The sequence below is a fragment of the Trinickia terrae genome (genome assembly GCF_005144415.1).
Taxonomy (GTDB): domain Bacteria; phylum Pseudomonadota; class Gammaproteobacteria; order Burkholderiales; family Burkholderiaceae; genus Trinickia_A; species Trinickia_A terrae.
The window spans coordinates 142655-165474 of sequence record NZ_SWJE01000005.1 but is presented as its reverse complement, the minus strand read 5'-3'; the positions used below and the strand labels follow the sequence as shown (position 1 = coordinate 165474).

22 protein-coding genes are annotated in these 22820 nt (G+C 67.3%); 15 read left to right on the top strand and 7 right to left on the bottom strand.

Annotation, left to right across the window (positions count from 1 at the left end; genetic code table 11):
* Positions 1–117: 117 nt before the first annotated feature.
* On the bottom strand, positions 118–1095 hold the full coding sequence (locus tag FAZ69_RS10125; RefSeq protein WP_136893934.1) for an AAA family ATPase: 978 nt from the start codon (positions 1093–1095) through the stop codon (positions 118–120).
* Between the two features lie 290 nt (positions 1096–1385).
* On the opposite strand from FAZ69_RS10125, the gene FAZ69_RS10120 reads away from it, so the two are divergent.
* From FAZ69_RS10120 to FAZ69_RS10055, 14 genes are all read left to right on the top strand, one after another.
* Positions 1386–1886 (top strand): hypothetical protein, encoded by a 501-nt coding sequence (locus FAZ69_RS10120; protein WP_136893932.1) that lies wholly within the window; start codon positions 1386–1388, stop codon positions 1884–1886.
* 16 nt (positions 1887–1902) lie between these two features.
* The gene (locus tag FAZ69_RS10115) at positions 1903–2703 is read left to right on the top strand and encodes an endonuclease/exonuclease/phosphatase family protein (protein WP_136893930.1); all 801 of its coding nucleotides are present in this window, start codon (positions 1903–1905) and stop codon (positions 2701–2703) included.
* Positions 2704–2830: 127 nt separating this feature from the next.
* The gene (locus tag FAZ69_RS10110; protein ID WP_136893928.1) at positions 2831–3484 is read left to right on the top strand and encodes a LysE family translocator; all 654 of its coding nucleotides are present in this window, start codon (positions 2831–2833) and stop codon (positions 3482–3484) included.
* Between the two features lie 106 nt (positions 3485–3590).
* The gene (locus tag FAZ69_RS10105) at positions 3591–4361 is read left to right on the top strand and encodes a ferredoxin--NADP reductase (RefSeq protein WP_136893926.1); all 771 of its coding nucleotides are present in this window, start codon (positions 3591–3593) and stop codon (positions 4359–4361) included.
* A gap of 450 nt (positions 4362–4811) precedes the next feature.
* Positions 4812–5711, top strand: coding sequence for a sensor histidine kinase (locus FAZ69_RS10100; RefSeq protein ID WP_136893924.1), 900 nt, complete (start codon positions 4812–4814; stop codon positions 5709–5711).
* A 10-nt stretch (positions 5712–5721) separates the two neighbouring features.
* A complete protein-coding gene (rqpR, locus tag FAZ69_RS10095) occupies positions 5722–6378 on the top strand; it encodes a response regulator transcription factor RqpR (RefSeq protein ID WP_136893922.1) in 657 nt (218 codons plus the stop codon).
* 335 nt (positions 6379–6713) lie between these two features.
* Entirely contained in the window at positions 6714–8111 is a 1398-nt protein-coding gene (bcaP, locus tag FAZ69_RS10090; RefSeq protein ID WP_136893920.1) for a branched-chain amino acid transporter BcaP, read from the top strand.
* An 869-nt stretch (positions 8112–8980) separates the two neighbouring features.
* Entirely contained in the window at positions 8981–9472 is a 492-nt protein-coding gene (locus FAZ69_RS10085; protein ID WP_136893918.1) for a (2Fe-2S)-binding protein, read from the top strand.
* A 28-nt stretch (positions 9473–9500) separates the two neighbouring features.
* The gene (locus tag FAZ69_RS10080) at positions 9501–11891 is read left to right on the top strand and encodes a xanthine dehydrogenase family protein molybdopterin-binding subunit (protein ID WP_136893916.1); all 2391 of its coding nucleotides are present in this window, start codon (positions 9501–9503) and stop codon (positions 11889–11891) included.
* A 15-nt stretch (positions 11892–11906) separates the two neighbouring features.
* Positions 11907–12704, top strand: a complete 798-nt coding sequence (locus FAZ69_RS10075; RefSeq protein ID WP_136893914.1) for an FAD binding domain-containing protein — start codon at positions 11907–11909, stop codon at positions 12702–12704.
* Positions 12705–12823: 119 nt separating this feature from the next.
* Positions 12824–13714, top strand: a complete 891-nt coding sequence (locus FAZ69_RS10070) for an AAA family ATPase (protein WP_136893912.1) — start codon at positions 12824–12826, stop codon at positions 13712–13714.
* Positions 13715–13718: 4 nt separating this feature from the next.
* Positions 13719–14969, top strand: coding sequence for a vWA domain-containing protein (locus tag FAZ69_RS10065; protein ID WP_136893910.1), 1251 nt, complete (start codon positions 13719–13721; stop codon positions 14967–14969).
* Positions 14960–15565 carry an SRPBCC family protein gene (locus tag FAZ69_RS10060; RefSeq protein ID WP_136893907.1) on the top strand — a complete coding sequence of 202 codons (606 nt, stop codon included), beginning with the start codon at positions 14960–14962 and terminating at the stop codon, positions 15563–15565. Before FAZ69_RS10065 ends, FAZ69_RS10060 begins: the two co-directional genes overlap by 10 nt.
* Complete coding sequence (locus FAZ69_RS10055; RefSeq protein ID WP_136893905.1) at positions 15538–16560, top strand: XdhC family protein; 1023 nt, start codon at positions 15538–15540, stop codon at positions 16558–16560. The genes FAZ69_RS10060 and FAZ69_RS10055 overlap by 28 nt, the downstream gene beginning before the upstream one ends.
* Before the next feature lie 21 nt (positions 16561–16581).
* Here the strand turns inward: FAZ69_RS10055 and FAZ69_RS10050 are convergent, their stop codons facing one another.
* The 6 genes from FAZ69_RS10050 to fliE all read right to left on the bottom strand — a co-directional run bounded on the left by FAZ69_RS10050 (position 16582) and on the right by fliE (position 20707).
* Positions 16582–17307, bottom strand: coding sequence for a PepSY-associated TM helix domain-containing protein (locus tag FAZ69_RS10050; protein WP_136893903.1), 726 nt, complete (start codon positions 17305–17307; stop codon positions 16582–16584).
* 160 nt (positions 17308–17467) lie between these two features.
* Complete coding sequence (locus FAZ69_RS10045) at positions 17468–17806, bottom strand: EscU/YscU/HrcU family type III secretion system export apparatus switch protein (RefSeq protein ID WP_136893901.1); 339 nt, start codon at positions 17804–17806, stop codon at positions 17468–17470.
* The gene (gene fliK, locus FAZ69_RS10040) at positions 17803–19332 is read right to left on the bottom strand and encodes a flagellar hook-length control protein FliK (RefSeq protein ID WP_136893899.1); all 1530 of its coding nucleotides are present in this window, start codon (positions 19330–19332) and stop codon (positions 17803–17805) included. Before fliK ends, FAZ69_RS10045 begins: the two co-directional genes overlap by 4 nt.
* Positions 19333–19458: 126 nt before the next feature.
* Complete coding sequence (locus FAZ69_RS10035) at positions 19459–19785, bottom strand: flagellar protein FliT (RefSeq protein WP_136893897.1); 327 nt, start codon at positions 19783–19785, stop codon at positions 19459–19461.
* Positions 19782–20216: a flagellar export chaperone FliS gene (gene fliS / locus FAZ69_RS10030; RefSeq protein ID WP_136893895.1), complete on the bottom strand. Its 435-nt coding sequence runs from the start codon at positions 20214–20216 to the stop codon at positions 19782–19784. The genes FAZ69_RS10035 and fliS overlap by 4 nt, the downstream gene beginning before the upstream one ends.
* 155 nt (positions 20217–20371) lie before the next feature.
* Complete coding sequence (gene fliE, locus FAZ69_RS10025) at positions 20372–20707, bottom strand: flagellar hook-basal body complex protein FliE (RefSeq protein WP_136893893.1); 336 nt, start codon at positions 20705–20707, stop codon at positions 20372–20374.
* Positions 20708–20983: 276 nt separating this feature from the next.
* Between fliE and fliF the strand changes: the two genes are divergently transcribed.
* Positions 20984–22780 carry a flagellar basal-body MS-ring/collar protein FliF gene (gene fliF / locus FAZ69_RS10020; RefSeq protein WP_136893892.1) on the top strand — a complete coding sequence of 599 codons (1797 nt, stop codon included), beginning with the start codon at positions 20984–20986 and terminating at the stop codon, positions 22778–22780.
* Positions 22781–22820: the final 40 nt, after the last annotated feature.

Sequence of the window (22820 nt, the reverse complement as noted above, 5' to 3'; positions counted from 1 at the left end):
ACCGTTCGCTTTCGCGCTTCAGGCAAATTGTACGACTTGGCGCAACGCGCAAACCTCCGTATCCGTACAACTACTGCGGCTGGCGTGACAAGAGCGTGACAGCGGCGCGGGGGGCCCTCAAAAGCCGATCGGCTTGCGGCGCGTGCCGTATTCGAGGCGGATGTCGCCGGGCTGCACCTGATCGCGTCCGGCCACGCGCGCGGTGCCGAAGCCGTTCAGGATCGCGCGGCGCATGTCGCGCGGCGACGCGTTGGCCAGCGTATCGAGCGTGTCGTCGGCGAGCTGCGCGGGAAAGCGCTGGCCCCAGCCGTGCGCCGAGCGGATCTCGTCGTAGATCGACTGCGCGATGCGCCGCGCGCCGTCGCGATCGGGCGCCGCGATCTCGTAGACGCTCATGCGGTCGAGGATCGGCTCAGGGATAGCGCGCGCGTCGTTGGCGGTGGCGATCCAGATCACGTGCCCCGCGTTGATCGGGATCTCGGCGAACTCGTCGATGAAAGCGCGCGCCGTCTCCTGCTCGAGCAGCGCATAGAGCGCTCCGAGCGGATCGTATTGCGAATCGCCGCTCGCCTTGTCGATCTCGTCGATCGCGATCACGGGGTTCGCATAGCTGCCGTGCACCAGCGCATCGAACACCTTGCCGGGCTTCGCGTTCTTCCATTGCGACGACGCGCCCGACAAAATCCATCCCGCCGTCAGCGAGCTCATCGCGACGTATTGATACGACGTGCCGAGCAAGCGCGCGAGCTGCTTGGCGAAATGCGTCTTGCCGATGCCGGGGTCGCCGAGCAGGAGGATCGGCATCAGCTCGAGACGGTCGTCGGTCTCGAGGCACAGCGCGACTTGCTTGCGTATGTCGTCGAGCGGCTCGGCGAAATTGGGCAGCGCACCGATCAGGTCGTCGATCGAAGGCATCCGGTTCGGCTTCACGCAAAAACGCAGATTGCCGACTTTCAGCATCTTCTCGTAGGTGGTGCGCAGCGCCTCGTTTGCGCCTTCCCCGAGTTCATTCAGCGCGGTCTCGACTTGATCGAGGTCGTAGACCTTGCTGAAGGACGCCAGCGCGATTTCTTGTTTGACCATGGCTGTTGTCATCGCTCACCTCGCCTTGTTGCTATGCGGCTCATTGCCGATCGCGAGACCGGTTGTGCGCCCAAGTGTGTGCCCGCCTCGCCGCGCATGACGCGGGCATCGCGCACATTTCGCTCCCCATCGATTTCAGTGTAACGGCGCAATATTCGCGCGCAAGCGAGCAGCCGATGCGCAGTGCTGCTAACACGGCATCGGCTAAACCCGGTGCGCCGATGCGCAGTCTGAAAACCGTATCTTCCAGAGAGCGTAAGATGGGCGCCTATGCTTTTTCGGGCGCCTGGGAGAATCGCTGCATGTGGAAAAACAGTGTCGTCCTGCTGTCAGCCGCCTTGTTCGCCGCATCGAACGCCGCGCACGCGCAAAGCGCGACGGCGCCGGTGCACTGGCAGCTGCAAGTCGTCCGCGACGGCCAGCAGATCGACGCCTTCGAAGCCACCACGGCAGTCGGCCAGGCGTACACCACGACGCATCATCACGAGGTCGTGCACGACGTCGGCTGCAAGGACCGGCCGGCGGGCAACATCGACCTGGCGCGTACGCTGACGGTGTCGCCGACGCAGGCCTCGCCCGCGAGCGTGACGCTCGCCATCGACGCGCAGGAAACGCTCGAAGGCGACACCGCGCAGCAAACCCCCGAGGGCTGCAAGCTGCCGCCGCAGCCGCGCCAGGTCACGGCGAGCCACCCCGGGCTCACGGTGCCCGGCGGCCAATGGGTGACCTGGACGATCGTCGACAAGAATCCGACGCTGGCATATCGCGTGCGCGCCAGCGCTCCGCCAGTGCAAACGAATTGAAGTGGGACCATGCGGCATGCGAAACCCTGAAGAACTGACACGCGAGAGTCCGCGGAGAAAAGACTTCATCGCGGTGAGCTGGAACCTGCACAAGGGCCGCTCGCCGCTCGGCTTCACGGCCTGGAACGCGATGCAGCGCTGGGTGGAATCCACTCACGCCGATGCCTACTTCCTCCAGGAAGCGATGGCGCGGCGCATGCCGGGCCCAGTGCTCGCGACGAGCTTCGGCTCACCCGTCGTTCACGATCCGCTCGAAGACGTCTGGCATTGCCAGGCCACCGAAATCGCCCGCTCGCTCGAGCTCGATATCGCGCTCGGGCCGAACGTGTTCAAGCCGTCGTGGCGGCACGGCAATGCGATCCTCTCGCCGCATCCGCTCGACCTCGGCGGACGCTGGGACATCTCGGCGCACCGCTTCGAGCGCCGCGGCCTGCTCGTCGCGCGCGCGGCCTTCGCCGGGCACTCGGTCACGCTCCTGTGCGCGCATCTCGCGCTCACGCGCGCCGCCCGTCTGCGCCAGATGAACTGGATCGCGCACTGGATCGCGCGCGAGGCGCCGGACGGCCCGCTCGTGCTCGCGGGCGACTTCAACGACTGGCGCAACGATTCGGTGCCGCTCTTTCGCGAGATCGGCCTGCAGGAGGTGGCGACGTGGCTCGGCGAACCGGGCCGCACGTTTCCGGCGTTCTCGCCGGCGCTCGCGCTCGACAAGATGTTCGTGCGCGGCATGCGGCCCGTCGAATGGATCCCGCCGGATCAGGAAACGGCGTGGCTGTCGGACCATCTGCCGTACATGGCGCGGCTGCGGGTCGACTGACGGCTGCCCGGCAGCCAGCGGCCGGTGACGACGCCCGGATAGCGGATTTGCGGGGATTTGCCGGACGAAAAGCGCGGCGAAGGGGTAGAGTAGCCGCTTTCCGCCACCGCCCAAGGCCAGGTTCGCCATGCTCCACTACTTGCCGATCCTGCTGCAGATCGCCGTCGTCTACCTGATCGCCGCCATCAGCCCCGGGCCGAACTTCTTCATGATCACGCAGCTCTCGCTCGCCGGCCGGCGCGGCTTGGGCGCCGCCTCCGCGCTCGGCGTGGGCACGGCCTCGGTGACTTGGGCGACGCTCGCGATGCTCGGCCTCGCCGCCGTCCTGCAGAAAATCGAGTGGCTGTATACGGGCATCCGGATCGCCGGCGCGCTGTACCTCGTCTACTTCGGCCTCAAGCTGCTGCGCGCGAGCGCCAAGGCCGAACCGGCCGCCGACGCCGACGCCGACGCCGACCCCGCCGATCCGCAGACGCACGACGCCACCGCCTACTGGCGCGCCTATCGCTCGGGCCTCCTGACCTGCCTCACCAATCCCAAGTCGTGCGTGTTCTGGACCAGCGTGTTCGCGGCGATGTTTCCCGCGCATCCTCCGCTCTGGTTCTACGGCGTGGTGCTGGCGCTGATCGGCACGCTGTCGGCGGGCCGGTATGGCGGCGTCGCCCTGATGTTCGCCGCCGAACGCACTCAGCGCGGCTACCGCAAGCTGCGCCGGCCGATCGACGGCCTGTGCGGCGCGGCGCTCGTCGGGCTCGGCGCGAAGCTGGTCGCGGAGCGCTGATTGAAACGCTCCCTTATGCGCTCACGTTATTTCGATATGTAAGGGGTGTCGAAGACGCCCGGGGCGCGCCGCGCTAAAATGCGCGTTTTCGCGTCTCCAAGAAGCCATGAGCAACCTGAATTCTCAAACCGTTCTTTCCGTTCATCACTGGACCGACACGCTTTTCAGCTTCACCTGCACGCGCGACGCCTCGTTCCGCTTCGAAAACGGCCAATTCACGATGGTGGGCCTCGAAGTCGAGGGCAAGCCGCTGATCCGCGCGTACAGCATGGCGAGCGCCAACTACGAAGAAAACCTCGAGTTCCTGAGCATCAAGGTGCAGGACGGCCCGCTGACGTCGCGCCTGCAGCACCTGAAGGTGGGCGACCAGGTGCTGATCGGCAAGAAGCCGACCGGCACGCTGATGTGCGACAACCTGCTGCCGGGCAAGACGCTGTGGCTGCTGTCGACGGGCACGGGCCTCGCGCCGTTCATGTCGATCATCAAGGATCCGGACGTGTACGAGCGCTACGAGAAGGTCGTGTTGACGCACACCTGCCGCTTCGTCGACGAGCTCGCGTACAAGGAATACATCACCGACCACCTGCCGGCGCACGAGCACATCGGCGAGCTGGTGCGCGAGAAGCTGGTCTACTACCCGACCGTCACGCGCGAATCGTTCCAGAACCGCGGCCGGATCACCGAGCTGATCGACACCAGGAAGCTGTTCGAAGACCTCGGCGTGGAGCCGTTCTCGCTCGCAAACGACCGCGTCATGCTCTGCGGCAGCCCGCACATGCTGCGCGACACGCGCGAGCTGCTCGACAGCCTGGGCTTCCAGGAAGGCAGCAACAATGCGCCGGGCCACTACGTCGTCGAAAAGGCGTTCGTCGGCTGATTTCGCCCGGCCATTCTCCTCGAAAACCGGAGCCTCGCGCTCCGGTTTTTTTATGGCCGGGCGAGCGCGCAACAGCGCCATCGGAGCGCTGTCGAGCTCACAGCCGCGCTTTTGCAACGTTCTCATCGGACGTTACATTTCAGCTCCTTACCGCCACTTTCCATGTCGGTGTTTTTCCTACACGAAAACGTGCCAGGAGTGTGAATCTTTGATGGCAAACAACACGCAAACCCTTGTCATAGCGACTTGTTAAATTTTTTTGAGATATCATCGCGACGCAGCGACACCACTTTGAAATAATCATAGGGTTAGCTCCGATTTGTTACCAGATGTAAAAATCGTTACGCTGCGCCGTTACCTTTTGTCTGTCGCGACTTGTCTGTTTGACCGCATTGCCGGTGACTTTCGAGACGCGCCGGAAGTGTGCTCGTGTCACCCGCAGGGAAAGCCATGGATACGTCGATCGTCGTACCAATTCATGTGATCGCCTCGCATGCGCCGTCATGCGAGGCGATCCGCCAGCATGACGTCGACCCGCTCCCCCCTGCCGGGCATCTCGAGGCCCGTCTCGCCACCGAGCGTGAGGCCGCAGCGCTGCGCAAGCGCGTGCGCGAGCTCGCCGCCGAGCTGACCACGGCCCAGGAGACCGCTCGCGCCTATCTGGCGCAGGAACTGCACGACAGCGTCGGCGCCGAGCTGACCGCCGCCCGCTTTGCGCTCGCGAACGCCGAGCACCGCCTGCCCGCCGACGCGGACGCGCAATGCGCCGAAGCCATCGCCGTCGCCCAGCAGGCGCTCGACGCCGCGAGCGAGGCGAGCCGGCGCATCGTCGACCATCTGCACGCGCGTCCGCTCGACGCCGGCATCGTCAGCGCGCTGTCGCAGTGGGCCGAAGGCTTCGCCGCCCGCACGCGGCTGCGCACGAGCTTCGTGTGCGCAGCCGATGTGCGCCTGACCCAGTTGCCCTACGGCGCCGCGCTCGCGATCTACCGCGTCGCCCAGGAAGCGCTCTCCAACGTCGCCAAGCATGCGGGCGCATCGTGCGCCGATGTGCGCATCGAGACCGACCGCCGCCACCTGACGGTGATCATCGAGGACGATGGCCGCGGCATCGGCCGGCGCGCCCGCAAGGACACGAGCGGCTTCGGCCTTGCCGGAATGCGCGCGCGCTGCGACGCGTTCGGCGGCAAGCTGCGGGTCATTTCGCACGGACAGCACGGGTCGTGCGACAAGCAAGGAAGGCAGTCCGCGAAGCAGGCGCCCAGCGGCACGACGGTGCGCGCGCGCTTCGCGTGGGAATCGATGCTGGCCGCCGCCGACACGCCGCGCCGCAGCGCGTCGCTTTCGTGAGGCGCGCCCGATGACGCTGCGCATCCTCCTCGTCGACGACCACGCCATCGTGCGCCAGGGCGTGCGGCAGCTGCTGCTCGATCGCGGCGTCGCGCGCGAGGTCGTCGAAGCCGAGAGCGGCGCGCAGGCGCTCGCGAGCATCGACAAGACCGTGTTCGACGTGATCCTGCTGGACATCTCCCTGCCGGACGTGAACGGCGTCGAGGTGCTCAAGCGCATGAAGCGCAAGGTGCCGCGCGTGCCGGTGATGATGTTCTCGATGTACCGCGAAGACCAGTACGCGGTGCGCGCGCTGAAGGCCGGTGCGTCCGGCTACCTGTCGAAGACGGTCAACGCGGCGCAAATGATCGAGGCGATCCAGCAGGTCGCCGCGGGCCGCAAATACGTGAGCCCGGCGATGGCCGAGGCGCTCGCCGACTACGTGTCGTTCGACGGCGAGCAGCTGCCGCACGAAAAGCTCTCGGACCGCGAGTACCAGACACTGTGCATGCTCGCGTCGGGCAAACGCCTGACCGATATCGCGAACGCGCTGTCGCTGTCGGTGAAGACAGTCAGCGTGTACCGCTCGCGGCTTCTGGAAAAGATGAAGCTCAGCAACAACGCCGAACTGACGTTCTACGTGATGAGCAATCGTCTCGTGGACCTGAACCCGGCGATGACCGCCTGATCGACCGCTCATTTCATCCCATGCATTTGACCGGCTAATCGCCACGGGGGCGACAACAAGACGCTGGCAAGCAGCGCATCGACCAAAAAGCGTTCTTCCCGCACGGCTCCCGCGCTCAAGCGCCGGGGGCCGTTTTTTTTAGTCTTCGCTCATGTCGCCGCCCTCTTTGATAAGAGGATTGGCTATATTCTTTCCGCAGCCTTACACCCGCACTTGTCTATCCCCATCCTGGCAGGGCGGGCTGCGAGATCCGCTAAAATTACGGGTTTTCCACTAAATCCGGCGCCGGTCGCGGCGACCCCGCTTCACGCGCCTTCCAGGAGACTGCGTTCCAAATGTCCCTTTTCCGCAAGAAAAACGTCGAACACATGATCGCCGGCGCGCAGAGCGCCGGCTTGAAAAAGGCGCTGGGCGCCCTCGACCTGACGTTCCTCGGCATCGGCGCCATCATCGGCACCGGCATCTTCGTGCTGACCGGCACGGGTGCCGTGCAGGCCGGTCCGGCGCTGATGATCTCGTTCGTGCTGGCCGCCATCGCGTGCTGTCTGGCGGCGCTCTCGTACGCCGAATTCGCGTCGACGATTCCCGTCGCCGGCTCCATCTACACCTACTCGTACGCGACGCTCGGCGAGCTGGTCGCATGGGTGATCGGCTGGGACCTGATGCTCGAGTACGGGCTGGCGTCGTCGGCGGTGTCGGTGGGCTGGTCGGGCTACCTGCAGTCGCTGCTGCAGGGCTTCGGCATCACGCTGCCGGTGGCGCTGACGGCGGCTCCGGGCGCGCTGCCCGGCGTCGCGACGCTCTTCAACCTGCCCGCATTCCTCGTGATGCTCGTGATCACGGCGCTGCTGTCGGTGGGCGTGCGCGAATCGACGCGCGTGAACAACCTCATGGTCGCGATCAAGGTGACGGTGGTGCTGCTCGTGATCGTGGTCGGCGTGTTCCACGTGACGCCCGCGAACTGGCATCCGTTCATGCCGAACGGCCTGAACGGCGTATTCGGCGCGGCGGCGGTGATGTTCTTCGCGTTCATCGGCTTCGACGCGGTGTCGTCGGCGGCCGAGGAAGTGAGCAACCCGAAGCGCGACCTGCCGATCGGGATCATTGCCTCGCTGGCCGTGTGCGCGGTCCTGTACGTGGCGGTGGCGGCGGTGGTGACGGGCATCGTGCCGGCCGCGCAGTTCGCGAACGTTTCGCACCCGGTGTCGTACGCGCTGCAGGTGGCGGGGCAGAAGTGGGTGGCGGGCTTCATCGACCTCGGCGCCGTGCTCGGCATGCTGACTGTCATTCTCGTGATGAGCTATGGGCAGACGCGGATCATCTTCGCGATGTCGCGGGATGGGCTGCTGCCGAAGGCGCTGTCGCGCGTGCATCCGCGGTTTTCCACGCCGTTTCTCACGACTTGGATCGTCGGCCTGTTCTTTGGGCTGATCGGCGCCCTGGTGCCGTTGAATGTGCTCGCCGAGCTGATCAATATCGGCACGCTGGCCGCGTTTTCGATGGTGTCGATTGCGGTTCTGGTGCTGCGGCGCACGCATCCCGAACTCCCCCGCGCGTTCCGCTGTCCCGGCGTGCCGGTTGTGCCTGTTCTTGCTGTCGCTTCTTGTCTCTTTCTGATGGTGCATCTTCAGGCGATCACGTGGATCGCGTTTCTCGTATGGCTTGTGATCGGGATGGTGGTGTATTTCGGGTATTCGCGGCGTCACTCCAAGCTCGCGCATGCGGAGCACTGATCCTTGGTTTTGCGCCCGGCGCGGGTAGGAGTTGATTGCGCTGGGTTGCTTCTCGGAGCCTATGGCGGCATTTCTCGGCGTTTTCGGGGGTGCCGTTTTTTTTTGTCTTTTCGGCGGTTGGTTTCTTTCGCCTGTTTTTTCGAGAAAACTTTGATTTCGCGCCGGTCCGTATAGTCCGTCCCTCCCCGGGACCGGGGTCACTTTTGTCCTTGCTTGCCAAAAGTAACCAAAAGCGCGTCCTGGGCGGACGGCCTTGGCCGAAGCGCACTCAGTTCTGTTCGGGGTAGCGGTCTTTGGGTTCCAGCCTCACCGCTCGCCGAACCGCCGAAGCGCACGCGGCTCGTGGTCGCCCAGCTTCGAAACAAATTGACGTGAATGTCCGAGCCTCGCGCATGAACCTCAAAACCCAACTGAACGGAAGGCCACGCCCAAGAGGGCGGATTTAGGTTTCGTAGGGCATGCGTTGCAAGACGAGCCTTTTCAGGCCCTTCCCGACCGCCGACATGGGTTTGATTCGAAGCCGAGGCGACCACGAGCCGCGTGCGCTTCGGCCGTTCGGCGAGCGGAGACGCTGGAACCCAAAGACCGCTACCCCGAACAGAACTGAGTGCGCTTCGGCCAAGGCCGTCCGCCCAGGACGCGCTTTTGGTTACTTTTGGCAAGGACAAAAGTGACCCCGGTCCCGGGGAGGGACGGACTATACGCACCGCCGCGATATCAAAGTTTTCTGGAAAAAACAGGCGAAAGAAACCTAAAAGGCACCCAGCGCCAGCGCCTAATATGTGCTTTACTTTTCAGAGAACCAGAAGAAAAAACAGCATCAAAAACCGGGCCAAACGGCCCAAAAAAGAGCACAAAGGAGACAGTTCATGGCAATCAGCATCAGTCTGACGGTCAACGGCTCTCCCGTGACCGCCGAGGTCGAACCCCACATCCTGCTCGTCCAGTTCCTCCGCGATCATCTCCGCCTGACGGGCACCCATGTCGGCTGCGACACCGCCCAGTGCGGCGCCTGCACCGTCCACCTCAACGGCCGCGCGGTAAAAGCCTGCAACCTCCTAGCCGTCCAGGCCGAAGGCACCGAGGTCACCACCATCGAAGGCCTGTCGAAAGACGGAACACTCCACCCGATGCAAGCGGCCTTCCGCGAATGCCACGGTCTCCAGTGCGGCTTCTGCACGCCCGGCATGGTGATGAGCGCCGCCGCCCTCGTCGCGCAGCAGCCCGATCTCACCGAAGACGACGTGCGCCGTCAGCTCGACGGCAACCTCTGCCGATGCACCGGCTATCACAACATCGTCAAGGCCGTCCTCGCCGGCGCCGCCGCGATGAAGGAAGCGGCAGCCGTGACCGCCGGCTAAAGCGCCAGACCAGGAAAGGAGCCACGCGATGAACGCACCCGAAGAGCACCGCTTGATCGGCGCGGCCGTCAAGCGCAAGGAGGACTTTCGCTTCCTGACCGGCAACGGCCAGTACACCGACGATGTCGTCCTCCCGCAGCAAGCCTATGCAGTGTTCGTGCGCTCGCCGCACGCTCATGCCCGTATCAACCACGTCGATGCCGAGGCGGCCAGGCGCTCGCCCGGCGTCGTCGCCGTGTTCACCGGCGCGGATCTCGCCGCCGGCAACGTCGGCGGCCTGCCCTGCGGCTGGCTCATCCACAGCATCGACGGCTCGCCGATGCACGAGCCGCCCCATCCGCCGATCGCGCGCGACAAGGTCCGCCACGTCGGCGACCAGGTGGCGCTCGTCGTCGCCGAGTCGGTCAAGGAGGCGAAGGACGCGGCCGAGCTGATCGAAGTCGACTACGACATGCTGCCGGCCATCGCCGATACGGCCCATGCGGCCGACGCGGGCCAGCCCGCGGTCCACGACGGCGTGCCCGCCAACACCTGCTACACCTGGGGCCACGGCGACAAGGCCGCTACCGACGCCGCTTTCGCCCAGGCCGCCCACGTCACGACGCTCGAGATCGTCAACAACCGCCTCGTGCCGAACGCAATCGAGCCGCGCGCCGTCAACGCGAGCTACTCGAAGCAGGACGACAGCTACACGGTCTACGTCGCGAACCAGAACCCGCACGTCGAGCGGCTCTTGATGGGCGCGTTCGTGCTGTCGCTGCCGGAATCGAAGCTGCGCATCATTGCGCCCGACGTCGGCGGCGGCTTCGGCTCGAAGATCTTCCTCTACGCCGAGGACGTCGCGCTCACCTGGGCCGCGAAGAAGGTCGGCCGGCCCGTCAAGTGGACCTGCGAGCGCTCGGAGTCGTTCGTCTCCGACTGCCACGGCCGCGATCATGTGACGAAAGCCGAGCTCGCGCTCGACGCCAACGGCAAGTTCCTCGCGATGCGCGTCCATACGATCGCGAACATGGGCGCGTACCTGTCGACGTTCGCCTCCAGCGTGCCGACCATCCTCTACGCGACACTGCTCGCCGGCCAGTACACGACGCCCGCGATCTACGCCGAGGTCAAAGCCGTGTTCACGAACACGGTGCCCGTCGATGCCTATCGCGGCGCGGGGCGGCCCGAGGCGACCTACGTCGTCGAGCGTCTTGTCGAAACGGCCGCGCGCGAGATGAACATCGATCCCGCCGAGATCCGCCGCCGCAACTTCATCCGCCAGTTCCCGTACGCGACGCCGGTCGGCCTCACCTATGACACCGGCGACTACGAGCCCTGCCTCGACCGCGCGATCGCGCTCGCCGACGTCGAGGGCTTCGCCGCGCGCCGCGACGCCTCGAAGCAGAACGGCAAGCTGCGCGGCCTCGGCTACTCGTGCTACATCGAGGCGTGCGGACTCGCGCCGTCGAACATCGCAGGCGCGCTCGGCGCGCGGGCGGGCCTGTTCGAAGCGGGCGAGGTGCGCGTGCATCCCACGGGCACCGTGACTGTCTTCACCGGCTCGCACAGCCACGGCCAGGGCCATGAGACGACCTTCGCGCAAGTCGTCGCCGACCGGCTCGGCGTGCCCATCGAAAACGTCGAGATCGTGCACGGCGACACGGGCCGCATCCCGTTCGGCATGGGCACCTACGGCTCGCGCTCGATCGCGGTGGGCGGCTCGGCGATCATGAAGGCGCTCGACAAGATCGAAGCCAAGGCCAAGCAGATCGCGGCGCACCTGCTCGAAGCGTCGGCCGACGACATCGAGTTCAGGAACGGCGTGTTCCGCGTGGCCGGCACCGACCGCACCAAGACCTTCGCCGATGTGTCGCTCGCGGCCTACGTCCCGCACAACTATCCGCTCGACAAGCTCGAGCCGGGCCTCGACGAAAACGCCTTCTACGACCCGAGCAACTTCACCTACCCGGCGGGCGCGTACATCTGTGAGCTCGAAGTCGATCCGGAGACCGGCGAAACGCGCATCGACCGCTTCACCGCAGTCGACGATTTCGGCAACGTGATCAATCCGATGATCGTCGAAGGCCAGGTGCATGGCGGGCTCGGCCAGGGCATCGGGCAAGCGATGCTCGAGCAGTGCGTCTACGACAAGGACACCGGGCAGCTCCTCTCGGGCTCGTACATGGATTACGCGATGCCGCGCGCGTCCGACCTGCCGAGCTTCACCGTCGAAACCGCGAAGGGCACGCCGTGCACGCACAATCCGCTCGGCGTGAAAGGCTGCGGCGAAGCGGGCGCGATCGGCTCGCCGCCAGCGGTCATCAACGCGATCCTCGATGCGCTCGCCCCGCTCGGCGTGAAGGACCTGCAGATGCCGGCCTCGCCGCATCGGGTCTGGAGCGCGATCCAGGCCGCTGCCCAGAACCAGAAGAGTTGAGCGGAGGAAGCCGACATGCACTCGTATTCATTCGACTACCGGCGCGCCGCCGATCCGAAGTCCGCCGTGGCCGCGCTCTCGGCGAACGGCGACGCCAAGTTCCTGGCCGGCGGCCAGAGCCTGCTGCCGACGATGCGCCTGCGTCTCGCGCAGCCCGCGCAACTGATCGACGTGACGCGCATTCCCGAGCTCAAGAAGATCGCCGTCGACGGCAACACGGTGACGATCGGCGCGGCCGTCTGTCACGCCGACGTCGCCGAGCACGCGGAGATCCGCCGTGCGCTGCCGGCGCTCGCCATGCTTGCCGGGCAGATCGGCGACAGGCAGGTGCGCGCGCTCGGCACCCTCGGCGGCTCGATCGCCAACGACGACCCGGCAGCCGACTATCCGGCCGCGCTGCTCGCGCTCGGCGCGACGGTGGTGACGGACCGCCGCCGCATCGCCGCCGACGACTTCTTCGTCGGCATGTACGAGACGGCGCTCGCGCCCGACGAGCTGATCGTCGCGGTCGAGTTTCCCGTGCCCGAAAAAGCCGCGTACGAGAAGTTTCCGAACCCGGCGTCGCATTTCGCGCTGGCCGGGGTGTTCGTCGCCAAGCGCGCCGATGGCGTGCGGGTCGCGGTGACGGGCGCGGGGCCGTCGGTGTTTCGCGCGAAGGCGCTGGAGGCGGCGTTGTCGGCGAATTTCACGTCGGCGGCAGCGCGCGGCGTCACGATCGCGCCGGACGATCTCAGCACCGACCTGCATGCGAGCGCCACCTATCGCGCACATTTGATTCCGGTGCTGGCGGGGCGTGCTGTCGAACGGGCTTAGTTCGATAGCGCTTTTGCAGCGCTACGCCGTGCCATATCGATGCGTTTGCGCCGCCCCGCCCAGGGGCGGCGCAAACGCGTCGCTCATCCAAGTCCGATGGTTTGCAGCCACCTCGCGCCATGCCGCCCGCTTCGATCGACGAAACCCTCGCCCAACTCACCGCGCACGGCTACTTCGCGAGCCGCGAACTCGCGACCGCGCTGTTCCTCGCGCTCGCGATGGAGCGGCCGCTCTTTCTCGAAGGCGAGCCGGGCGTCGGCAAGACCGAGCTGGCGAAAGCCGCCGCCGGGATGCTCGGCACCACGCTCCTGCGCCTGCAATGCTACGAAGGCCTCGACACCGCGAGCGCGCTCTACGAATGGGACTATCCGCGCCAGATCATGGCGCTGCGGCTCGCCGAAGCCGCGGGCGAGCGCCCCGCCAACGACACGCTCTACCGCAGCGAATTCCTGCTCAAGCGCCCGCTGCTGCAGGCGCTGATGCCCGACGAGCATCATCCGGGCGCGCAGCGCGTGCTCCTGATCGACGAGATCGACCGCGCCGACGAGCCGTTCGAGGCGTTCCTGCTCGAGCTGCTGTCGGACTTCCAGGTGACGATCCCCGAATACGGCACCGTGCGCGCGGCGCGCGCGCCGCTCGTCGTGATGACGTCGAACCGCACGCGCGAAGTTCACGATGCGCTCAAGCGCCGCTGTCTCTATCAATGGATCGGCTACCCCGAGCGCGACCGCGAGCTCGCGATCGTCGCGGCGCGCGCGCCCGAGGCCGCAGCGGATCTGCAGCGGCGCGCCGTCGATTTCGTCCACCAGCTGCGCACGATGGATCTCTTCAAGGCGCCGGGCATCGCCGAGACGATCGACTGGTGCCGAGCGCTCGCGGCGCTCTCGGTGGCGGAGCTCGATCCGCAGTCGGTGCAGGACACGCTCGGCGTGCTGCTCAAGTACCAGGACGATCTCGCGCGCCTCGACGCCGCGCGGATCGCGCAGTGCCTCGCCGCCGCGCCGGAGTGACGGCATGGCGACGCTCGCGCCTTCGTCGACAGCCTCGCGCGACGCCCAGCCGATGCTCGCGCGCAACGTCGTGCACTTCGTGCGCCTGTTGCGCGGCGCGGGGCTGCCGATGTCGCCGGCGCACGCGGTCGATGCGCTCGCCGCGCTGCGCCTGACCGGCATCGAGCGCCGCGACGACGTGCGCGCGGCGCTGGCGGCGCTCGTCGTCACCGCGCCGGACGAGCGCGAGGTGTTCGACGCCGCCTTCGACCTCTTCTGGCGCGACCCCGACTGGGAAGGCAAACTGCGCACGCTCCTGCTGCCAAAGGTGAAGAGCGGCATGCCGCCGCCGGTGCGCAACAATCGTCTCGCCGACGCGCTCGCGGCGCGGCGCGATCAGCAAAGGCAGGAGCAGCGGCCCGAGCGCGCGCCACGGGAGCTCGTCGCGCGCGTCACGTTCAGCTCGGAAGAGCACCTGCGCCATCGCGACTTCGACACCCTCACCGCCGACGAATGGCGCGCGCTGCGCCACCTGATCCGCGGCCAGCGCGTCTCGCTCGCGACCGAGCCAACGCGGCGCCTCAAAGCCGCCTCGCACGGCACGCACGCAGACCTGCGCGCGAGCGCGCGCCACGCGGTGCGCGCGGGCGGCGACTGGACTGTCTGGAAGTACCGCGCCGCCGTCAGGCGCAAGCCGCCGCTCGTCCTACTGCTCGACATCTCCGGCTCGATGAGCAGCTACTCGCGCGCGGTGCTCTACTTCTGCCACGCCCTGCTGCAATCGCGCGAGCGCCTGCAGGTGTTCCTGTTCGGCACGCGCCTGACGAACGCGACGCGCGCGCTGCGCGAACGCGATCCCGACGTGGCGATCGCGGCGCTCGCCGAACAAGTCGTCGACTGGTCGGGCGGCACGCGCATCGGCGCCGCGCTCGCCGAGTTCAATAGGCGCTGGGCGCGCCGCGTGCTGTCGGGCCGCGCCACGGTGCTGCTCGTCACCGACGGCCTCGACCACGAGGCGATCGACGTGCTCGACGCCGAAATGGCGCGCCTCGCGCGCTTCGCGCACCGCCTCGTGTGGCTCAACCCGCTCTTGCGGTTCGCGGAGTTCTCGCCGCGCGCCCGCGGCGTGCAGGCGATCCTGCCCCATGTCGATGCACACCGTCCGGTTCATAATCTGGAAAGCCTCGCCGCGTTCGGCCGGGACTTCGCCCACCTGACGCGCGCCCCTCGCGGCCGCGCCGGCCTCATTCACGAAGGAGCGATGAGATGGAATTGACGGAAAGCTATACGCTGCCCGTGCCGCAACGGCGCACGTGGGAAGCGTTGAACGACACCACGATCCTGCAGGCGTCGATTCCCGGTTGCGAAACCATCGAGGCGGATGGCGAAAACGCTTACGCGGTGTCGCTGAGCGCCTCGGTCGGCCCGGTGAAAGCGCGTTTCAAAGGCCGTATGCTGCTCACCGACATCGACGCGCCAAACACCTACACGATCGTCTTCGAAGGACAAGGCGGCGCGGCCGGCTTCGGCAAAGGCAGCGCGCACGTGACGCTCGAGCCCGAAGGCAACGAATCGACGAAGCTCACCTACACCGCGCACGCGCAGATCGGCGGCAAGCTCGCGCAGATCGGCTCGCGGCTCGTCGACGGCGCGGCGCGCAAGATCGCGGGCGAGTTCTTCAAGCGCTTTTCGGCGCAGGTGACGGGTGAGACTCCGGCAAACGGCGAAGCGCTCGAAGCCGCGGGCGAAGCGGAAGAAGACGAAGACGAAAGCGAAGACACTTCGCGCGCAAACAGCGCAGAGGACGCCGCGGAATCGGCGCACACGGGAAAGGGAAGCAAGTCATGGAAAGCGTGGATCTCGAAGTTTTGAAGTCGAGCGCGCGATGGCTCGACGAAGGGCATCGCGCGTTGCTGGTCACGGTGGTGAAGACCTGGGGCTCGTCGCCGCGTCCCGAGGGCGCGATGCTCGCGGTGCGCGACGACGGGCTCGTGATCGGCTCGGTCTCGGGCGGCTGCATCGAAGACGACCTGATCGACCGGGTGCGCCGGCTCGGCATCGAGCAGCAGCGGCCGGAAGCGGTGAAGTACGGCATCACGGCCGAGGAGGCGCATCGCTTCGGCCTGCCCTGCGGCGGCACGATCCAGCTCGTGCTCGAGCCGCTGACGAAGGCGAGCGGCATTCGCGGGCTGCTCGACGCCGTGCAGGCGGGCAGGCTCGTCGCGCGCACGCTCGACATGGCGACGGGCGCAGCCAGCCTCGGCCCCGCGCAGGCGACCGACGGCGTCGACTTCGACGAGAAGCGCCTCTTGACGATCCACGGCCCGCGCTACCGGATGCTCGTGATCGGCGCGGGGCAGCTCTCGCGCTACCTGTGCAACATCGCGGTCGGCCTCGACTACCAGGTGACCGTCTGCGACCCGCGCGAGGAATACACCGAGGAGTGGGACCTGCGCGGCACGACGATCGTGCGCACGATGCCCGACGACACCGTGCTCGACATGAAGCTCGACGAGCGCTGCGCCGTGATCGCGCTCACGCACGACCCGAAGCTCGACGATCTCGCGCTGATGGAGGCGCTGAAGACGCCGGCCTTCTACGTCGGCGCGCTGGGCTCGCGGCGCAACAACGCGGCGCGGCGCGAGCGGCTCAAGGAGTTCGACTTGAGCGAGGCGGAGCTCGCGCGGCTGCACGGGCCGGTCGGCATCTACATCGGCAGCCGCACGCCGCCGGAGATCGCGGTGTCGATCCTCGCGGAAGTGACCGCCGCGAAGAACGGCGTATCGCTGCCGATGATCCTGCAGGTGGAAGGCGCCAAGGCCGCACGGGAGATGGCTGCGGGCGGCGGGTCGGCGTGCGAGGTTTGAGGCGTCTTCAGACGCCTATGTTCAGATCAACCCCGCCAGCAACGCCGCCCCGACCGACCCCGCCACCAGCACGACGCCCACCGTGCGCCGCTTGTTCAGCTCGGTCCACAGCAGCACGCCGGTCAGCGACAGCAGGATGATCGCGCCCGCGAGCGTATCGATGAGCAGCACCCAGCCGACGCTCAAGCCGGTGCCCTTGTGCAGGTTGTTGAGCGTGGCGAAAAACGAGTTCTGCGAGCGCTTGACCGACACGAAGCCGTTGCCCACCCAATACTCGGCTTGAACGCCGTTCTTCGGCCCGGAAATGTTGAATTGCCAGAACTCGGGCTGAACCGTCTGGCGGTCGCCCCAAGCGACGGGGTGCGCGGGCTCTTTCTTCACCTTGCCGACGCGGCCGTCGGATTGCAACTCGCCCTTGAGCCAGTCAGCCATCGCGTCGGGCGAGGAAGGCGCCGGCTGCGGCAAGGCAATCTGCAACTGCTCGACCTGCGGCTTGCCCGGCGAGATCTGCAACGGCCCGGCGCGGTGATTCAGCAAAAAGCCCGTGGTGCCGAACAGGAGCCCCAGCGCAGCGCCCCACAGGCCGACCCAGCCATGCACCTTGCGCAGCCATTTGATAAAGGTCGCCCGGCGCGAGCGGCGCTGGCGCTCGGCCTGCTGGGCGTGGTCGATATGCGATGCGGCCGAGGCGAGAGGGGTTTCGCCGCGCGCGGCGGGTTTCAGGCCGAGGGTTTCGGGTGCGTTCAACGGGAGGCTCCATGCGCAGGTCTGCGATGGACCGGCGCGCGGCCGCTCAAGCAGCCCACCCTACCCATCAGACCATTACAAAACGAAAGGTTGAATCATTGCACAACCTTGCGCATGGCTCAATCGAACTGTTTCCGGGATAGCGGACCCAGCGCGCCTCTCAGCGCGCCTCGCCGCTTTCCTGAGGCGCCGCCTCGGCCACCACCACGGCCGCCTCCGGCGCCGCATCCCCGGCCCCGCTCTCGAGCCGGTACAGCCACGCCAGCAGCTCCGCGACCGCCTTGTAAAGGTCGGGCGGAATCCGCGAATCGAGATCCACCTGCATCAGCAGCGACACCATCTCAGGCGCCGTATGCACGTAGAGCCCCGCCTCCTGCGCGCGCTGCACGATCATCTCGGCGACGAGGCCATAGCCCTTCGCGATCACGCGCGGCGCAGCGTCGCCGTTTTTCGTGTCGTAGACGAGCGCCGCTGCGCTCTTGCGCGGCATCGGGCTCATGCGCCGCCCCATTCGAACGGATCGTGGAAGAGGCGATCGAGCGGACTCGTGCTCGCCGGCTTGGCGGGCGCGGCCGGCGCCGGGGGCATGCCCGCCGGCTTGTCGATCACCTCGGCGTCGATCACGTCGTGCGCATCGACGCTCGCCGCCGCCGAGCGCGCGTAGGCAAACGCCGCCGCAGCCGGACTCGCGCCGCTCGCCGGGCTCGTCCCGCCGATCTCGCGGATCGACAGGCCGGCGAGTTCGATGCCGGCCGCCTGCAGCCGCAGCCGGAACGCGTCGCCTTGCGCGGCGAGGCGCGCGGCGCCGCCCGGGCTCGCCTGCACGCGCGCGACGAGCCGCGTGCCCGTCAGCGTCAGTTCCGCATCGACGGTGCCGAGCGTCGGCAGCGCCAGCGTGAGGCGCGTGCGCCACGCGGGCTGGTCGTCGAGCGAGTCGGCGCGGCGGTGGCCGCCGTCGGGCTCGATGGTCCAGTCGAGCTTGGTGCCGGGCCAGACTTCGCCGGTCCAGCGGAATTGGTCGGTCGCTAGCAAGTCGAGCTGCTGGCGCACGAGCGGGATCGTCGCCGGATGGATCGACGCCGCGATCGAGGACGGCGCGGTCGCCCCGGCATTGCCCGCCTGCTGCGCCGAAGCAGCCTGCGCCGAATGGCCAGCCGCGCCGCCGCCCGAACTGGGGCCCGCGCCGAACAGGGTGTCCTGGGCGAACGCCATTGCCGGACGCGCCGCCGCCTGCGCGTATCCCGCGAACGGCGCATTCTGCTGCGCGGCCGGGCCGTTCTGCGCGGCATGCGCCGCCGCGCCTTGGGCCGCGTCCGGTGCATTGCCCGAGCCGAAGAACGACGAGGCATGCCCGTCGAGCCACGAGCTCAGCGTCGCGTCGTCGGCCTGTGCGGCCGGCGTGCCCCCCCATGGCAGCGGCAGTTGGCCCTGGCCGGCGGCGAGGCGCGTCTGCGGCTCGCTCGCAAGCGAGTCGACCATGCGCAAGCCGGACAGCCACTGCGCGAGATGGGATTCGTAGAACAGACCGCTGTCGGAAACGGTCTGCGCGAGCGCGGATGCGAGCGCGCTGACCGGCACGGTCGAGACGCTGAGTGACGCGCCTTGCGTCTGCTGCGCGGCGGCCGTCGAAAAAGCCCCCGCCCCGTCGGCGGCGCCCGCCCCTGCGGACGCCGACGCCCCGGCATCGGACGGAAACAGATCCGCACTCGCCCCCGCCGACACGTTGATCGCGGGCGGCGCGGGCCAGATCGGCGCCTCGCCGACCACGGCGGGGGTCGCCTCGCCGCCGAAGCGCGAGATCGCATCGAGGGTCAGCGCGACTTCGGACAAGACGGTCTGCGCGGAAGCCTGCGGGTCGGGAATCGCGCCGGTGAGGCCGGCGAGCGCGTTGGTCGTATCGGCGGCGAGCGCGGAGGCGCCGGTCTGCGCGGTCGTGGTGTTGGAAAACGAGCCGACGCCGTTGGTCAGCAAGCTATCGATGCGGCTCGCAAGGACAGACGCGATGGCAGTGTCGATTCCGGTCATGCCAAGTCCTTTCGCGCCGGGCAGACGTGCTGCCTACAAGGTTGAGGTGAATGCGGTTCGAGGCAGGGTGTTGCGTGGACGCTTGCATGATGCCAAAGCAAAATGCCGGCGCAAAAAACAAAATTCTCAGCGCGCGCCGTACAGCTCCTTCAGCACGCGCACCGGCCGCTCGGCGAACAGCGCCGACAGGCGAGCGACGCTCGGGCTCGCCAGGTCGCGGATCGCGGCATCGTCGGCGAGGATCTGGCGGATCAAGTCGAACTTGCGCGCCCGCTCCCGTTCATTGAGCGTCACGTTCGCTTCGGCGTCCTTCAGTCCGTCGACGAGCATGAGGTATTCCTCCTGCAGACCGATCAGCTCGTTCCACAGCGCGCGGCGCGCAGCGGCGAGCATGCGGTGCGACACCGCCGCGATCGCTTCGTATCGCGCGAAATATTCTGCGTTCTGGTTCATCTATTGCTTTCCGGAGATGGCTGTGCCGCCATCTTCGCGATTTCTGGGGCAATTCCGATCCAGGCTTCTTCGAGCGTCGCGAGCAGCCGGTCGACCTCGACCAGCATCGCTTCGCTTTGCATCACGTTCGCCTCGAGAAGCCGCTTGGTCATGTAGCTGTAGAGAGCGTCGAGCCGCGCGGCGACCTCGCCGCCCGCTTCCAGATTGAGAGAGGCCTTCAGGCCGCTGTCGACGATCCGGATCGCCTTGCCGATCGCCTCGCCGCGCGGGCCGACGTTGTTCTGCTGGAAATGCATGCGCGCCTGCGCGATGGCCTGCCGCGCGCCTTGATAGAGCATGGCGATCAGACGGTGCGGATTTGCGCCCATGACCCCGGTCTCGACGCCGACGCGCGCATACGCGCTCGCTCCAGAGTGTCCTGGGGAATACATCGGCGCTCCTCCTGTGGTCTGCTGTTGGTGGCCGGCATCGCGATCGCGAGCCTCGTATCGAGGTTATCGGATCGCGCTGCGAAAGCTTTAGGCCCTTCCGAGCAAGGTATCCCCGCGCTTGTGCAGCAGCCCGCACGGAGCCGGCCGCCGGCCGGTTACACCGGCATCTGCGAGATCTCGTTGTAGGCCGACACGAGCTTGTTGCGCACCTGCAGCCCGAACTGGAAGCCGATGTTGGCTTTCTGCATGTCGACCATCACGTCGTTCAGCGACACGTTCGGCGCGCCCAGCTCGAACGCCTGCGATTCGCCGGCGGCTTTCTGCTGAGCCTCGCTGATCTTGTCGAGCGACGCCTTGAGCGTCGCCGAAAACGTGCCGGCCGTCGCCGCGCCCGAGCTTTGCGCCTGCACCGGCCCTTCGAAGCTGTCCGCGGCCTGGGTGGCCATCGTCTGGATCGCCTGCAGCGCCGAGTTCATCGCATTGACAGTCATGGTTGCTCCACGGTTGGGGAGCCGGCGCCGCGCCGCTCGCGTAAATCGTTTGTAAGCAAGGCGTGCGGGACGCGCCGGTCCAGTAAAAAACCTGACAGCGAGCATAGCAGCGGCCACTTTGCCAAAGCCGTGAAAGTAGAGGGAAAACCCGGCTCTATTCAACCAATGAAGTTGCGCGCCCCTGCGGATAATCCCCTTCGTGAAAGTGTCCGTAAGCGTGGGCGCCGCAGGCGCTTCGCAGCCAGGACCGACCCGCATTCCGGAGAACCCAGACGCATGGATTCGCAGGCCAACTCTTTGATCAACCCCGACACCCGCGTGGGCCTGACGGGCGCGCAGCCTGCCGCCGCGGGCGCCGCCGCGCTGCCGGCCGGCGCCGGCGGAGCGGCGGACCTCGGCGGCGGCTTCAGTTCGCGCCTGTCGTCGATCTCGCAGATGCGCGGCAACCCGCGCGCGCCGCTGATCATCGCCGTGGCGGTGCTCGTCGCCGTGGTCGCCGCGCTCTACCTGTGGTCGCGCGCGCCGGACTACAAGGTGCTGTTCAGCAACCTCTCCGACCGCGACGGCGGCGCAATCATCACCGCGCTCCAGCAGGCCAACGTCCCGTACAAGTTCGCCGAGGGCGGCGGCGCCATCCTCGTGCCGTCCGACCAGGTTCACGAGATGCGCCTGCGGCTCGCCGCGCAGGGCCTGCCCAAGGGCGGCTCGGTCGGCTTCGAATTGATGGACAACCAGAAGTTCGGCATCAGCCAGTTCGCCGAGCAGATCAACTACCAGCGCGCGCTCGAAGGCGAGCTCGAGAAGACCGTCGAGTCGATCTCGACCGTGCGCGAGGCGCGCGTGCATCTCGCGATCCCGAAGCCGTCCGTGTTCGTGCGCGACAAGGAGGCGCCCTCCGCCTCGGTGCTCGTCAACCTGTATCCGGGCCGCGCGCTCGACGAAGGCCAGGTGGTCGCGGTCACGCACATGGTGGCCTCCGCCGTGCCCGACATGCCGGTCAAGAACGTGACGATCGTCGACCAGGACGGCAACCTGCTCACGCAGTCGTCGTCGAGCGCCGGGCTCGATCCGACCCAGCTCAAGTACCAGCGCCAGATCGAGCACGACACGCAGCAGCGCATCGACGCGATCCTCGGGCCGCTGTTCGGCGCCGGCAACGCGCACTCGCAGGTGAGCGCCGACCTCGACTTCTCGCACGTCGAGCAGACCGCCGAGTCGTACGGCCCGAACGGCAACCCGCAGCAGGCTTCGATCCGCAGCCAGCAGACGAGCGCCTCGACGGAATCGTCGACGGGCGCGGCGCAGGGCGTGCCGGGCGCGCTCTCGAACACGCCGCCGCAGCCGGCTTCCGCGCCGATCGACGCGCCCGCGAGCGGCGCGAGCACGACGGCCTCGACGCCGACGAGCCAGCGCAAGGATGCGACGACCAACTACGAGCTCGACAAGACGGTCCGCCACGTCGAGCAGCCGATCGGCAGCATCAAGCGCCTGTCGGTCGCGGTGGTGATCAACAACATGCCGATCACGGACGCCCGTGGCCACGTCACGATGCAGCCCGTGCCGGCCGACCTGCTCGCCAAGGTCGACCAGCTCGTGAAGGACGCGATGGGCTACGACGCGCAGCGCGGCGACTCGGTAAACGTCGTCAACAGCGCCTTCACGAAGATCGACGATCCGCTCGCGAACATCCCGTGGTGGCGCACGCCCGACATGCTCGCGCTCTACAAGCAGATCGCGACCTGGCTCGGCATCGGCGCGGTGGCCCTGTTCCTCTACTTCGCGATGGTGAGGCCGGCGCTGCGCCGCGCCTTCCCGCCGCCGCCCCAGCCGGCCGAGCCGATGTCGTCGGCCGTCGCGATCGGCTCGGCGGGCGAGCCGATCCTGCTGGACGGCGTCCCGGCCGCCAACGGCGAGAAGGCGGCCGGCATCGACGACGACGGCGTGAGCGTGGACCTGCTGTCGTTCGAGAACCACAAGCAGAAATTCGAGCGGAACCTGGAGTACGCGCGCACGATCGCCCGCCAGGACCCGAAGATCGTGGCGACGGTCGTGAAAAACTGGGTGTCTGAATGAACTACCCCCACGCTCACTATTGTTCGCTGCCCCCCGAGGG

Excerpts from the sequence above, each read along its gene's own strand:
- FAZ69_RS10125 (WP_136893934.1), bottom strand. The coding sequence starts at position 1,095 with ATGACAACAGCCATGGTCAAACAAGAAATCGCGCTGGCGTCCTTCAGC.
- FAZ69_RS10120 (WP_136893932.1), top strand. The coding sequence starts at position 1,386 with ATGTGGAAAAACAGTGTCGTCCTGCTGTCAGCCGCCTTGTTCGCCGCA.
- FAZ69_RS10115 (WP_136893930.1), top strand. The coding sequence starts at position 1,903 with ATGCGAAACCCTGAAGAACTGACACGCGAGAGTCCGCGGAGAAAAGAC.
- FAZ69_RS10110 (WP_136893928.1), top strand. The coding sequence starts at position 2,831 with ATGCTCCACTACTTGCCGATCCTGCTGCAGATCGCCGTCGTCTACCTG.
- FAZ69_RS10105 (WP_136893926.1), top strand. The coding sequence starts at position 3,591 with ATGAGCAACCTGAATTCTCAAACCGTTCTTTCCGTTCATCACTGGACC.
- FAZ69_RS10100 (WP_136893924.1), top strand. The coding sequence starts at position 4,812 with ATGGATACGTCGATCGTCGTACCAATTCATGTGATCGCCTCGCATGCG.
- rqpR (WP_136893922.1), top strand. The coding sequence starts at position 5,722 with ATGACGCTGCGCATCCTCCTCGTCGACGACCACGCCATCGTGCGCCAG.
- bcaP (WP_136893920.1), top strand. The coding sequence starts at position 6,714 with ATGTCCCTTTTCCGCAAGAAAAACGTCGAACACATGATCGCCGGCGCG.
- FAZ69_RS10085 (WP_136893918.1), top strand. The coding sequence starts at position 8,981 with ATGGCAATCAGCATCAGTCTGACGGTCAACGGCTCTCCCGTGACCGCC.
- FAZ69_RS10080 (WP_136893916.1), top strand. The coding sequence starts at position 9,501 with ATGAACGCACCCGAAGAGCACCGCTTGATCGGCGCGGCCGTCAAGCGC.
- FAZ69_RS10075 (WP_136893914.1), top strand. The coding sequence starts at position 11,907 with ATGCACTCGTATTCATTCGACTACCGGCGCGCCGCCGATCCGAAGTCC.
- FAZ69_RS10070 (WP_136893912.1), top strand. The coding sequence starts at position 12,824 with ATGCCGCCCGCTTCGATCGACGAAACCCTCGCCCAACTCACCGCGCAC.
- FAZ69_RS10065 (WP_136893910.1), top strand. The coding sequence starts at position 13,719 with ATGGCGACGCTCGCGCCTTCGTCGACAGCCTCGCGCGACGCCCAGCCG.
- FAZ69_RS10060 (WP_136893907.1), top strand. The coding sequence starts at position 14,960 with ATGGAATTGACGGAAAGCTATACGCTGCCCGTGCCGCAACGGCGCACG.
- FAZ69_RS10055 (WP_136893905.1), top strand. The coding sequence starts at position 15,538 with ATGGAAAGCGTGGATCTCGAAGTTTTGAAGTCGAGCGCGCGATGGCTC.
- FAZ69_RS10045 (WP_136893901.1), bottom strand. The coding sequence starts at position 17,806 with ATGAGCCCGATGCCGCGCAAGAGCGCAGCGGCGCTCGTCTACGACACG.
- fliK (WP_136893899.1), bottom strand. The coding sequence starts at position 19,332 with ATGACCGGAATCGACACTGCCATCGCGTCTGTCCTTGCGAGCCGCATC.
- FAZ69_RS10035 (WP_136893897.1), bottom strand. The coding sequence starts at position 19,785 with ATGAACCAGAACGCAGAATATTTCGCGCGATACGAAGCGATCGCGGCG.
- fliS (WP_136893895.1), bottom strand. The coding sequence starts at position 20,216 with ATGTATTCCCCAGGACACTCTGGAGCGAGCGCGTATGCGCGCGTCGGC.
- fliE (WP_136893893.1), bottom strand. The coding sequence starts at position 20,707 with ATGACTGTCAATGCGATGAACTCGGCGCTGCAGGCGATCCAGACGATG.
- fliF (WP_136893892.1), top strand. The coding sequence starts at position 20,984 with ATGGATTCGCAGGCCAACTCTTTGATCAACCCCGACACCCGCGTGGGC.